We start from the raw sequence: 15238 nt of genomic DNA on the forward strand, positions 1-15238 counted from the left end.
GGAGGCTGACAGAATGAGAGATAGCAGAAAACGAATGATCAAACGGGCTGTAAAGGAAATTAAGGACGGAATGAATGTGAACTTGGGGATAGGGATGCCGACGCTTGTAGCCAATGAGATACCGAATGATTATAACGTCCTGCTTCAGTCTGAAAACGGCTTGCTCGGGATCGGGCCTTATCCGGCGGAAGGAACGGAGGACCCCGATCTGATCAATGCGGGAAAAGAAACCATTACCGAGGTAAAGGGAGCCTCGTATTTTGACAGTGCCGAATCCTTTGCCATGATTCGCGGCGGCCACATTGATGTAGCGATCCTCGGCGGGATGGAAGTGTCCGAACGGGGAGATTTGGCGAACTGGATGATCCCAGGAAAAATGATCAAAGGAATGGGCGGCGCCATGGACTTGGTCCACGGAGCAAAACGGATTATTGTCATTATGGAGCACGTGAATAAATATGGGGAATCTAAAGTGAGAACGGAATGTACGCTGCCTTTAACCGGCAGGCAGGTGGTCGATCGGCTGATCACAGATTTGGCTGTATTCGATTTTCATGATGGCCGTATGACGCTCACCGAACTGCAGGAAGGTGTAACAATGGAGGAGGTCTTTGAGAAAACAGAAGGTCATTTTACTGTCAGCCAGTCGTTAAAAAACGGGGTCAGACCAAAATGAGGAGGTGCCGTCATGCATTCATTGCTTATTGAAAAAACAGCCGTTGTAACAGGAGCAGCCGGAGGAATCGGGCTTGAAATCGCAAAAGAATTCGCCCGTGAAGGAGCAGCCGTCATCATCTCTGATGTAAACGAACAAGCGGGGAAAGAAGCGGCGGCAAGACTGAAAGATGAAGGCTGTGAAGCAGTCAGCATCACATGCGATGTAACAAATGAAAAACAAGTGGCTGACATGCTGCAGACGGTCGAGAAACAATTCGGACGTCTCGATATCCTTGTGAATAATGCGGGCATTCAGCATGTCGCGCCCATCGAGGAATTTCCCACCGAACAGTTTGAACGGCTCATTCGTCTCATGCTGACTGCGCCATTTATCGCAATGAAGCATGCATTCCCCATTATGAAAAAACAGCAATTCGGTCGAATCATTAATATGGCGTCTGTCAACGGATTGATCGGTTTTCACGGGAAAGCGGCATATAACAGCGCCAAGCACGGCGTCATCGGTTTAACGAAAGTCGGCGCACTTGAAGGCGCGGCTGACGGCATTACCGTCAATGCGCTTTGTCCGGGATATGTGGACACTCAGCTTGTCCGCAATCAGTTAAAGGACATTTCCGCAACAAGGAATGTACCGTACGAACGGGTGCTTGAGGACGTCATCTTTCCGCTCGTTCCCCAAAAACGGCTGCTGTCAGTGAAGGAAATCGCTGATTACGCCGTATTTTTGGCCAGCGACAAAGCAAAAGGGGTCACAGGTCAGGCCGTAGTCATGGACGGCGGGTATACCGCTCAATAGTTCTTATACTTTTTAAAAAAACAGCCGCTCTGAACGGCTGTTTTTTTATGCCTGAAAACCTTGTTCACTCAATAGGCCGATTTACTGCGTCAATCGGTATCCGGGCAGGGTCATTCGCATGTTCTGCGGCGTATTTCGTCCTTGCGGATTTTCCCCATCCAGATCCATCTCTTGCACCACATTTATAATTAAGCGCAATCAGTTTACAATCCTTCACAGATATACAAATGAATTTTTACAATAAACAGAAAATATGTAATTTCTGACACAATTATGCCGATAGCCCTAAAACATATGAAACATAAAGAGCGCGTTCTAAGTGAAGAAGAGCCGGTAACAGGCTCCACCCCGGCTTTCATCATCTCTCTTTAAGACTGATTTTCGGCGAAACCCCCATGTTTTATTTTATGAATAAATATATCTAATTCGTTTGTGAAAACGAACAATAACTCCTCCGAAAGTATTCTATACACATTTGTTATAATCATGCTAGGATGTTAGATAAAGGGATATTTTGTAGGATATTGTATCCCCTGTTCAATATGATCGGAGGAATCTCATGAACAATCTTGCCTTTTTATTTCCTGGACAAGGGTCTCAATTTGTAGGAATGGGCAAACAATTTTGGAATGATTTTGTGCTCGCAAAGAGATTGTTTGAAGAAGCGAGCGATGCGATCTCCTTGGATGTAAAAAAACTGTGTTTTAACGGAGATATGAATGAATTGACAAAGACAATGAACGCGCAGCCCGCTATTTTAACGGTCAGTGTGATTGCTTTTCAAGTGTATATGCAGGAAATAGGGGTGGAGCCCCGCTTCCTGGCAGGCCATAGCTTAGGCGAATATTCAGCGCTTGTCTGTGCCGGCGCCCTTTCTTTTCAGGATGCCGTTACACTTGTAAGGGAGCGGGGAATTCTTATGCAAAATGCGGATCCCCAGCAGCAGGGGACGATGGCCGCCGTGACACAGCTCTCTCTCCAAACGTTGCAGGAAATATGTTCGAAAGTATCGACGGAAGACTTTCCGGCAGGTGTAGCCTGCATGAATTCAGAACAGCAGCATGTGATTTCCGGACACCGGCAAGCTGTGGAACGTGTCATCAAGATGGCGGAGGAAAAGGGTGCGGCATACACTTATTTGAATGTCAGTGCGCCTTTTCACAGTTCGATGATACGATCAGCCTCCGAACAATTCCAGACTGTTTTACACCGCTATTCCTTCCGAGATGCCGCATGGCCGATCATTTCAAATGTCACCGCGCGCCCTTACAGCAGCGGAAATTCGATCAGCGAACATCTCAAGCAGCACATGACGATGCCGGTTAGATGGACAGAATCGATGCATTACTTGCTTTTACATAGAATCACAGAAGTCATCGAAATGGGTCCGAACAATGTCTTATCCGGTCTGCTGAGAAAAACAACGAATCACATTGTACCTTATCCCTTAGGACAGACATCTGATGTTCCCCCGCTTTCCAATCCAGCGGAAAGAAAGAAACATATTGTCCATTTACGCAAAAAACAACTGAATAAATTGATGATTCAATCCGTCATTGCGCGAAATTACAACAAGGATTCAGCGGCTTATTCCAATATGACGACGCCATTATTTACGCAAATCCAAGAGCTGAAAGAGAGAATGAAAAGGCATGAAGACGTGCTTTCAGAACAAGAACTCGAACATTCGATCCATTTATGCAAATTAATTTGTGAAGCTAAACAGCTTCCGGCTTGGGAAGAATTGCGGATTTTAAAATAAAGCGCCCAGGAGGGGACCTATGTATACCAGTCAATTCCAAACCTTAGTAGATGTCATTCGGGAAAGAAGCAGTATCTCTGATCGCGGGATCCGTTTTATCGAATCCGATAAAAACGAGACGGTTGTCTCTTACCGCCAATTGTTTGAAGAGGCGCAAGGGTATCTTGGCTATTTACAGCATCTCGGCATTAAGCCGAAGCAGGAAATTGTATTTCAAATCCAAGAAAACAAATCATTTGTCGTTGCTTTTTGGGCCTGTATATTAGGAGGAATGATCCCGGTGCCGGTCAGTATCGGAGAAGATGATGACCATAAGCTGAAGGTCTGGCGCATTTGGAATATATTAAATCATCCGTTTCTGATTGCCTCTGAAAAAGTATTGGACAAAATAAAGAAATACGCTGCAGAACACGATTTACAGGATTTCCATCATCAATTAAACGAAAAATCTGACGTCATTCAAGATCAAACCTACGATTACCCCGCTTCGTTTTATGAACCTGATGCGGATGAACTCGCCTTTATCCAATTTTCTTCCGGATCGACAGGAGATCCAAAAGGAGTCATGTTAACGCATCACAACTTAATACATAACACGTGCGCCATTGGGAATGCCCTACACGTTCATTCGAAAGACTCTTTCTTATCATGGATGCCTTTAACGCATGATATGGGGCTCATCGCCTGCCACCTTGTTCCCTTCATAACCGGAATCAATCAAAATCTAATGCCTACAGAGTTATTTATTCGCAGACCTATTCTTTGGATGAAAAAAGCTCATGAACATAAAGCCAGTATTCTATCATCTCCTAATTTCGGGTACAACTACTTCCTTAAATTTCTGAAAAACGAACCAGACTGGGATTTATCCCACATCAAGGTCATCGCAAACGGTGCAGAACCGATATTGCCGGAGCTGTGTGACGAATTTTTAAAAAGATGCGCAGCATTCAATCTGAAAAGATCCGCCATTTTGAATGTTTACGGTTTAGCGGAAGCTTCGGTTGGCGCAGCGTTCTCTAAAATAGGTAAAGAATTCGTTCCCGTTTATTTGCATCGTGACTATTTAAATCTTGGTGAAAGAGCTGTAAAAGTCAGCAAAGAGGACCAACATTGCGCTTCATTCGTCGAGGTGGGACAACCTATTGACTATTGTCAGCTTCGGATCTCCGATGAAACAAATGAAAGAGTAGAAGACGGAATCATCGGCCATATCCAGATCAAAGGAGACAATGTGACGCAAGGGTATTACAACAACCCCGAGAGTACGGAAAAAGCGCTGACTTCTGACGGCTGGGTAAAAACGGGAGACCTCGGATTTATTAGTGAAAGTGGTAACTTAGTCGTAACCGGAAGAGAAAAGGACATTATTTTCGTGAACGGAAAAAATATCTACCCGCACGATATTGAACGGGTCGCGATTGAAATGGAAGAGGTTGACTTAGGAAGGGTTGCCGCCTGCGGTGTATATGATCAAAAGACACAAAGCGGAGAAATCGTGCTCTTTGTTGTTTACAAAAAATCACCTGAAAAATTCGCACCGCTTGTCAAAGAGATAAAAAAACATTTGTACAAGCGGGGCGGCTGGAGCATAAAAGAAGTCCTTCCGATCCGAAAACTCCCTAAAACAACCAGCGGAAAGGTTAAACGCTACGAACTTGCCAGACAGTATGAGGCAGGGAATTTTTCAACAGAGTCTGCCGCCATCAATGAATGTTTGGGGAGCAGCACGGAAACATCCGGACAGACACCCATTCATGAGATAGAAACGGAATTGCTGTCTATCTTTTCCGAAGTGCTCGATGGAAAAAAGGTTCACCTCGCTGACAGTTATTTTGATATGGGAGCAAATTCATTACAGTTATCGCAGATTGCCGAGCGCATAGAACAGAAATTCGGACGCGAGCTTTCCGTTTCAGATCTCTTTACGTATCCTTCTATCACTGATTTAGCGGTATATCTGTCTGAAAGCCGGGCTGAAATCAAGCAGGACGCGGCAGCGAAACCAAGCCATGTGACACCGAAAGATATCGCCATTATCGGGATGTCGCTCAATGTCCCGGGAGCGTCAACGAAAAGTGATTTTTGGAATCTGCTTGAAAAAGGTGAGCACAGCATTCGAGAATACCCCGAATCCCGGCTGAAAGATGCGGCGGATTATTTAAAGTCCATCCAAAGCGAATTCAATGAGAATCAGTTTGTGAAGGGCGGCTATTTAGATGAAATCGACCGCTTTGATTATTCGTTCTTCGGTTTAGCTCCTAAAACGGCTCAGTTTATGGACCCTAACCAAAGACTGTTTTTGCAGTCTGCATGGCATGCGATTGAAGATGCGGGCTATGCCGGCGGCAGCATGAACGGGAGCCGTGTCGGGGTATATGCAGGGTACTCGAAGGTGGGCTACGATTATGAACGTCTCCTTTCTGCGAATTATCCGGAGGAACTTCATCAATATATCGTGGGCAATCTCCCTTCCGTGCTAGCCAGCCGAATCGCTTATTTCTTAAATTTAAAAGGGCCGGCGGTCACAGTGGATACGGCATGCTCCTCATCGCTTGCCGCCGTTCATATGGCATGTAAATCTTTAATGTCCGGCGATTGTGAAATGGCTCTTGCCGGCGGTATCCGGACATCGCTCTTGCCGATCTGTATCGGGCTTGATATGGAATCTTCGGACGGGTACACGAAAACGTTCAGCAAAGATTCAGACGGAACGGGCACAGGTGAAGGCGCGGCCGCAGTCCTGCTAAAACCTTTGCAGGATGCTGTTCGCGACGGAGACCATATTTACGGCGTAATCAAGGGAAGCGCGATGAATCAAGACGGAACAACCGCCGGGATTACAGCACCGAATCCGGCAGCTCAGACTGAGGTCATTGAGACGGCTTGGAAAGACGCGGGCATTGCTCCTGAAACACTATCTTTCATCGAAGCGCATGGCACCGGAACGAAGCTCGGCGATCCGGTTGAATTTAACGGGCTTTGTAAAGCGTTTGAAAAGTATACGGCAAAAAAACAATTTTGTGCGATTGGTTCTGTTAAATCGAACATCGGTCATTTGTTTGAAGCGGCAGGCATCGTCGGATTGATCAAATCTGTCCTCATGCTGAATCACAAGAAAAATCCGCCGTTAGCGCACTTTAATGAACCTAATCCGCTCATTCATTTTCACTCATCACCATTTTATGTGAATCAGGAAGTTTCGGAGTTCACATCGGGTGATGAGCCGCTGCGAGGCGGAGTCAGCTCATTTGGCTTTAGCGGAACGAACGCTCATGTGGTACTGGAAGAATATATTTCTCAAAGTGAGTATGCGCCCGAGGATGAACATGGGCCGCACCTATTTGTTTTATCCGCTCATACTGAAAAATCACTCTATGAACTCGCACAGCAGTACCGGCAATATGTATCGGATGACAGCCAAGCTTCATTAAAGTCCATTTGTTATACAGCCAGTACGGGCAGGGCTCATTTGGATCATGGCATTGCCATGATTGTATCCGGTAAACAAGAACTATCGGATAAGCTGACCCGCCTGATTCAGGGAGACAGAAACCTTCCCGGTGTATACATCGGTTACAAGAATATGAAGGAAATGCTGCCTGCTCATAAAGAAGAGCTGAATCAACAAGCAGCCGCTCTGATTAAGCAGCGTTTACGTACGCAAGATGAACGGATCACATGGCTGCATCGCGCAGCCGAATTATTTGTGCAAGGAGCCGTTATCGATTGGCGCGCGCTTTATTCCGGTGAAACTGTACAAAAGACGCCATTGCCCCTGTATCCGTTTGAACGGAGCCGATGCTGGGCTGAAGCTGACCAATTGCGCTTAAACGAGGGCGAAAAGAAAGGAGGAGCAGCATTGAATATCAATCAATCGAAAGCGCACATTGAATCCTTCTTGAAAACTGTAATCAGCAATGCTTCGGGGATCAGAGCGGAGGAACTCGATCTGAATGCTCATTTTATCGGGCTCGGAATGGATTCTATCATGCTGTCACAGGTCAAAAAAGCCATCGCGGACGAATTTGGGGTAGACATCCCGATGGATCGTTTTTTTGATACGTTGACCAACCTTCAAAGTGTCATAGATTACTTGGCTGATACCGTTCCATCGTCCTTTGCATCCGCTCCGCCTCAAGAGAATGTTCCGGCGCAGGAAAAACAGGTCATTTCAGAAGCGCAGCCTGAATCGGATCGCAGAGATGGTCATCAAGAGTATACGCTCGAAAAAATAATCGCATCTCAGAATCAATTAATTCAGGATGCCTTGCAAGCTCAATTAAATAGCTTTAATTTGCTGAGAAACAGCGGACATCATTCCGGTGAGAAAGAATACGCTAAAGCGCAAGAGAAATCAATTCCTTCTGTCAAGCAGGGGCCTCCGACCGTCAATGCAGAACAGAAAGCGGCTCAAGAAGCGAAACCCTATGTTCCTTTCCAGCCTCAGAACCTGAATGATCAGGGACACTATACCGCACGGCAAAAACAATACTTAGAAGATTTCATCAAGAAATACGCAGATAAAACGAAAGGTTCCAAACAATATACGGACAACACCCGATTTGCTCATGCAAACAACCGCAATTTGTCCAGCTTCCGTTCGTATTGGAAAGAAATCGTATACCCGATTATCGCCGAACGTTCTGACGGTTCTAAAATGTGGGATATTGACGGAAATGAATATATCGATATCACCATGGGATTCGGGGTTAACCTTTTCGGGCATCATCCTTCCTTTATTACACAGGTTATCGATGATTCAACCCGTTCATCATTGCCTCCGCTGGGCCCGATGTCAGATGTCGCCGGTGAAGTTGCCGACCGGATCCGCACATGTACCGGAGTGGAAAGGGTCGCTTTCTATAATTCCGGAACAGAGGCCGTCATGGTTGCCCTGCGTTTGGCGCGGGCGGCAACAGGAAGAAAGAAAGTCGTGGCGTTCTCAGGATCTTATCACGGCACGTTTGACGGCGTATTAGGGGTTGCCGGCACAAAAGGCGGGGCTGCGTCTGCGAATCCGCTGGCTCCGGGCATATTGCAGAGCTTTATGGATGATTTGATTATTTTACATTACAACAATCCCGATTCGCTGGATGTGATCCGCAGTCTTGGTGATGAATTGGCAGCCGTACTGGTGGAACCGGTACAAAGCCGCAGACCGGATTTGCAGCCGCAGGCATTTTTGAAAGAATTGCGGGCGATCACGCGGCAATCCGGAACAGCTCTGATTATGGATGAAATTATTACCGGATTTCGGATCGGTCTCGGCGGCGCACAGGAATGGTTCGGCATTCAGGCTGATTTAGTGACCTACGGAAAAATCATCGGCGGCGGACAGCCGTTAGGGGTAGTTGCCGGAAAAGCTGAGTTCATGAATGCGATCGACGGGGGTACCTGGCAGTATGGGGACGATTCCTACCCGCAAGACGAGGCGAAGCGCACGTTTGTGGCCGGCACCTTCAATACTCACCCGCTTACCATGAGGATGTCATTAGCCGTCCTTCGCCATTTGCAAACCGAGGGAGAACATCTGTATGAGCAGCTTAATCAAAAAACAGCCTACCTGGTCGATGAGCTGAATCGCTGCTTCGAACAAGCGCAAGTGCCTATCCGCATGGTTCGATTCGGTTCTTTATTCCGGTTTGTCTCATCGCTTGATAATGACTTGTTCTTTTACCACCTCAACTATAAAGGGGTCTATGTGTGGGAAGGACGCAACTGCTTCTTGTCTGCCGCGCATACCGCGGATGATATCGAAAATATTATTCAAGCGGTGAAAGACACGGTGGAGGATCTTCGCCGAGGCGGATTTATCCCGGAAGGTCCGGATTCCCCTGATGGCGGAGGCCGTAAAAAGTCCGGGACGCGCGAGCTTTCACCTGAACAAAAGCAGTTGGTTATGGCATCCCATTACGGGAATGAAGCTTCCGCCGCTTTAAACCAGTCCATTATGCTGAAAGTGAAGGGCGAACTGCAGTATACATCATTAAAACAAGCCGTCCGGCATATCGTTGACCGTCATGAAGCTTTACGTACGGTGATTCATCCCGATGACGAGGTACAGCAAGTGCAGGAACGGATGAATATAGAAATACCTGTCATTGATTTTACCGGTCACCCGCATGAACATCGGGAGCCGGAAATCCAAAAATGGCTGACAGAAGATGCCAAGCGGCCGTTTCATTTCCATGAACAAAAGCCTTTGTTTAGAATCCATGTGCTTACATCGGCTCACAATGAACATCTGATTGTGCTCACGTTCCATCATATCATTGCCGATGGATGGTCAATCGCCGTTTTTGTTCAAGAACTGGAGAGCAACTACGCGGCAATAGTACAAGGAAAACCGATTTCACCGAAAGAGGCAGATGTTTCGTTTCGCCAATACTTAGACTGGCAGCAGGCACAGATTGACAGCGGCCATTATGAAGAAGGGGTCCGTTATTGGCGGCGTCATTTCTCTGAACCGATACAGCAGCCAATTCTGCCAAGCACAGCTTCTGTCCGTTATCCGAACGGGTATGAGGGAGACCGGTGTACCGTCAGGCTTGGACGGCCATTGAGCGAGGCTTTAAGGTCATTAAGCATTCAGATGAAAAATAGCGTATTTGTGACGATGCTGGGTGCATTTCATCTTTTTCTGCACCGGCTTACCAAACAGTCAGGCCTTGTGATCGGGATCCCCGCAGCAGGTCAATCGCATATGAAACAGCATGCTCTGATTGGAAATTGCGTCAATATGATTCCGGTGAAGAACACGTCTTCTTCAGAAAGCACTTTATCCGGTTATCTTGGCAATATGAAAGAAAGCGTGAATCTTGCAATGCGGCACCAAGCCGTCCCGATGACATTGGTGGCCAGAGAGCTTCCGCACGATCAAGTGCCGGATATGCGTATTATCTTTAATTTAGACAGGCCTTTTCGAAAGCTGCATTTCGGAAAGGCGGAGGCGGAGCCCGTTGCATACCCGGTAAAATGCACCCTGTACGATTTATTTCTTAACATAACTGACGCGCATCAAGAATATGTTCTTGATTTCGATTTTAATACGAACGTCATCAGTCCGGAAATCATGAAAAAGTGGGGAGCGGGTTTTGCAAAATTGCTGCAAAAAATGGTTGAGGGAGATTCAATCCCTCTTGACGCCATGATGATGTTTTCCGATGAAGAACAGCATGATTTACAAGCACTTTACGCCGAACACCAGAAGCGGGTCTCTTCAATAGGAAGCAATACGGCAAATTTTACTGAAGTCTATGAGGCGCCGGTAAATGAAACGGAGCGGCAGCTGGCGCGGATTTGGGAGGAACTTTTCGGCCTTGAACGGGTCGGCAGATCAGATCGCTTCCTGGCTCTGGGAGGAAACTCACTCCAGGCGACGCTTATGCTTTCCAAAGTTCAGAAGACATTTCATCAAAAGGTTTCCATCGGACAATTTTTTAATCACCAGACTGTTAAGGAATTAGCACGTTTCATTCAGAACGAAACGAAAGTCGTGCACCTCCCGATGAAGGCTGCCGAGAAAAAAGCGTATTACCCGACATCGCCGGCGCAGCAAAGAGTATATTTCCTGCACCAACTGGAACCGGATCAGCTGGCGCAAAATATGTTCGGCCACATATCAATAACAGGGAAGTACGATGAGCAAGCCCTGATCTCATCTCTTCAACAAGTGATGCAGCGGCACGAAGCGTTTCGCACGTATTTCGACATTATAGATGGCGATATCGTTCAGAAACTTGAAAACGAAGTTGATTTTAACGTTCATGTCCGGACAATGAGCCGGGACGAATTTGATGCCTATTCAGAAGGGTTTGTAAAACCGTTCCGCCTGGACCAAGCTCCGTTAGTTCGTGCGGAGCTGATCAAGATTGAAAACGAGCAGGCCGAACTGCTCATCGATATGCATCATATCATTTCGGACGGTTATTCCGTCAACATCCTGACAAATGAATTGCTGGCTTTATATCATCAGAAACCATTACCGGACATTGAATTTGAATATAAAGATTTCGCAGAATGGCAAAACCAACGGCTGAATGACGATGCCATGAAGCGGCAGGAGACATATTGGCTGGAACAATTTCAAGACGAAATTCCCATCCTTGACCTGCCGACAGACGGTTCAAAAGCGGCAGAACGGTCTTCTGAGGGACAGCGTGTGACATGCTCCTTACAGCAGGATGTCATCCGTTCGCTTCAAGACTTGGCACAAAAGGCGGAAACGACTCTCTATACGGTGCTTCTGGCCGCCTATAATGTGCTGCTTCATAAATATACGGGACAAGAAGACATTGTCGTAGGCACGCCTGCTTCAGGAAGAAATCATCCCGATATCGAAAAGATCATCGGTATTTTCATACAAACCATCGGAATCCGGACGAAGCCGCACGCCAATAGAACGTTTACGGATTATCTGGAAGAAGTAAAGCGGCAGACGCTTGACGCTTTCGAAAACCAAGACTATCCATTCGACCGGCTTGTGGAAAAATTAAATGTGCAGCGGGAAACAACCGGAAAGTCTCTGTTTAACACGATGTTTGTGTTTCAAAACATTGAATTTCATGAAATCCGGCACAATGAATGTACATTTAAAGTGAAAGAACGAAATCCAGGGGTCTCTTTATATGATTTGATGCTCACGATCGAAGATGCCGGTCAACAGATAGAGATGCATTTTGATTATAAACCGGGACGATTCACAAAAGACACCATTGAACAGATCACCAGACACTATACCGCCATTTTAAACAGCCTTGTTGAGCAGCCGGAGATGACATTGTCTTCCGTTCCTATGCTGTCTGAAACCGAACGGCATCAACTGCTGACGGAGTGTAATGGCACAAAGACGCCGTATCCGCATAAGGAAACGGTATATCGGTGGTTTGAAATGCAGGCGGAACAGAGTCCCGATCATGAAGCCGTTATTTTTGGCAATGAGCGGTATACGTACAGACAGCTCAATGAACGGGCGAACCGATTGGCGCGGACGTTACGGACAAAAGGCGTACAAGCGGATCAATTCGTTGCCATCATCTGCCCGCATCGGATCGAGCTGATTGTCGGAATTTTGGCTGTTCTGAAAGCCGGCGGCGCATACGTGCCCATTGATCCTGAATATCCGGAAGATCGGATCCAATATATGCTGAGAGATTCAAGGGCGGAGGTTGTGTTGACACAGCGCAGCCTGCTGGATCAATTACCGTATGATGGTGACGTTGTGCTTTTGGATGAGGAAAACTCATACCATGAGGATCACTCGAATCTTGAATCGGACAGCGATGTGCATGATTTGGCCTATATGATCTATACGTCAGGTTCGACGGGAAACCCAAAAGGTGTACTCATTGAGCATCAGGGACTGGCTGATTATATTTGGTGGGCGAAAGAGGTTTATGTAAGAGGTGAGAAAACCAACTTCCCATTATACTCTTCCATCTCTTTCGATCTGACTGTGACCTCGATATTTACACCGCTGGTTACGGGAAATACCATCATTGTCTTTGACGGCGAAGATAAAAGCGCTGTGCTTTCTGAGATTATGCGGGACTCAAGAATAGACATGATCAAATTGACCCCGGCACATCTGCACGTCATCAAGGAGATGAATATCGCTGGCGGCACCGCAATACGGAAAATGATTGTCGGCGGAGAAAATTTAAGCACCCGTCTGGCCAAAAGTGTCAGCGAGCAGTTTAAAGGCCGGCTGGACATTTTCAATGAATACGGACCGACGGAAGCTGTCGTCGGATGTATGATTTATCAGTTCGACGCAGAACGGGACAAGCGGGAATTTGTACCGATCGGCACTCCGGCTGCCAACACGGATATTTATGTGGCCGATGCAAGCAGAAACCTGGTTCCCATCGGGGTAATCGGCGAAATATATATCAGCGGACCGGGTGTTGCCAGAGGGTATTGGAACCGCCCGGATTTAACGGCAGAGAAATTTGTTGAAAACCCGTATGTCCCGGGAGCGAAGATGTACAAATCAGGGGATTTGGCTAAGCGATTGAAGGACGGAAATCTTGTATATATTGGGCGCGTTGATGAACAAGTCAAAATCAGGGGACACCGAATCGAGCTTGGTGAAATTGAAGCAGCAATGCATAACGCGGAAGCGGTGCAAAAAGCCGCGGTTACAGTGAAAGAAGAAGAAGACGGCTTAAAACAATTATGCGCGTATTACGTAAGCGACAAGCCTATAGCGGCTGCGCAGCTTAGGGAACAATTGTCATCGCAGCTTCCGGACTACATGGTTCCGTCCTATTTTGTCCATCTGGAGCATATGCCGTTAACATCCAACGGGAAAATAAACCGTAAGGCACTGCCTGCACCAGAAGCGAGTCTGCAGCAGACAGCTGAATATGTTCCGCCGGGTAATGAGACGGAGTCCAAACTGACAGATTTATGGAAGGAAGTGCTCGGAATAAGCCATGCGGGGATCAAACATAATTTCTTTGATCTCGGAGGCAACTCCATCCGAGCGGCTGCCTTAGCCGCCAGAATTCACAAAGAGCTGGATGTGAATCTGTCTCTCAAAGACATATTCAAGTTTCCTACCATTGAACAATTGGCTGACAAGGCGTTACACATGGACAAAAATCGATATGTACCGATTCCGGCAGCAAAGGAAATGCCATATTATCCGGTTTCTTCAGCTCAGAGGCGGATGTATTTGTTAAGTCACACAGAAGGCGGCGAGCTGACTTACAATATGACGGGTGCCATGAATGTAGAAGGGACGATCGATCCCGAACGGTTAAACGCCGCTTTCCGAAAATTAATCGCGCGTCATGAAGCGTTGCGGACCAGCTTTGATTTATATGAAGGCGAGCCGGCACAGCGTATTCATCAGAACGTCAACTTTACGATAGAACGAATTCAAGCAAGCGAAGAAGAAGCGGAAGACCGTGTGTTTGATTTCATCAAAGCGTTTGACTTAGCCAAACCGCCGCTGATGCGGGCCGGACTGATTGAAATTGAACCTGCGCGGCACGTGCTTGTGGTTGATATGCATCATATCATTTCTGACGGCGTGTCCGTCAATATTCTGATGAAAGATTTAAGCCGAATCTACGAGGGGAACGAACCGGACCCGCTCTCTATTCAATATAAAGACTTTGCAGTTTGGCAGCAATCGGACATTCAGAAACGGAACATCAAGAGCCAGGAAGCGTATTGGCTGGATCAGTTTCACGGTGATATTCCTGTACTGGATATGCCTGCGGATTATGAGCGGCCTGCCATACGCGATTACGAAGGCGAATCATTTGAATTTCTTATACCCGAACACTTGAAACAGCGTTTAAGCCAAATGGAAGAAGACACAGGAGCAACACTGTATATGATTTTATTGGCAGCCTATACGATTCTTTTATCCAAATACAGCGGACAAGAAGATATTATCGTAGGAACGCCATCTGCCGGGCGGACTCATTTGGATGTAGAGCCGGTCGTGGGAATGTTCGTCAATACGTTAGTCATTCGCAATCACCCGGCGGGCCGTAAAACATTTGATGCCTACTTAAACGAAGTAAAAGAAAACATGCTGAACGCCTATAAAAATCAAGACTATCCATTGGAAGAATTAATTCAGCATCTGCATCTTCCAAAAGATTCAAGCCGTAATCCTTTATTCGATACGATGTTTGTGCTGCAAAATCTTGATCATGCTGAATTGACTTTCGATTCCCTTCAACTCAAGCCGTATCCATTTCATCATCCGGTTGCCAAATTCGATTTGACCTTGTCGATTCAGGCGGACCGCGACAACTATCACGGACTGTTTGAATATTCGAAAAAACTGTTTAAGAAAAGCAGAATCGAGGTTTTATCAAACGACTACTTACACATCCTATCGGCGATTTTGGAACAGCCTAGCATTCTAATCGAACATATCGGATTGAGCGGCAGCAATGAGGAAGAAGAGAACGCGCTTGATTCTATTCAATTGAACTTTTAGGGAAAAGCATTATTTCTTTAAATTATATAAAATG

4 protein-coding genes are annotated in these 15238 nt (G+C 46.6%); all 4 read left to right on the forward strand.

All coding sequences use genetic code 11. From position 1 onward, the window contains the following. Positions 1-13 precede the first annotated feature (13 nt). The 4 genes from OVA33_RS15355 to bamA all read left to right on the forward strand — a co-directional run bounded on the left by OVA33_RS15355 (position 14) and on the right by bamA (position 15204). Entirely contained in the window at positions 14-676 is a 663-nt protein-coding gene (locus OVA33_RS15355) for a CoA transferase subunit B (protein WP_007410136.1), read from the forward strand. 12 nt (positions 677-688) lie between these two features. After that, the gene (locus tag OVA33_RS15360; protein ID WP_014418050.1) at positions 689-1474 is read left to right on the forward strand and encodes a 3-hydroxybutyrate dehydrogenase; all 786 of its coding nucleotides are present in this window, start codon (positions 689-691) and stop codon (positions 1472-1474) included. 559 nt (positions 1475-2033) lie between these two features. Then, positions 2034-3236: a bacillomycin D biosynthesis malonyl-CoA transacylase BamD gene (gene bamD / locus OVA33_RS15365; protein WP_017417904.1), complete on the forward strand. Its 1203-nt coding sequence runs from the start codon at positions 2034-2036 to the stop codon at positions 3234-3236. A 19-nt stretch (positions 3237-3255) separates the two neighbouring features. Beyond that, positions 3256-15204, forward strand: coding sequence for a bacillomycin D hybrid PKS/NRPS BamA (bamA, locus tag OVA33_RS15370; protein ID WP_063636653.1), 11949 nt, complete (start codon positions 3256-3258; stop codon positions 15202-15204). Positions 15205-15238 lie beyond the last annotated feature (34 nt).

It is taken from the genome of Bacillus sp. KICET-1 (assembly GCF_027721405.1).
GTDB lineage: Bacteria > Bacillota > Bacilli > Bacillales > Bacillaceae > Bacillus > Bacillus velezensis.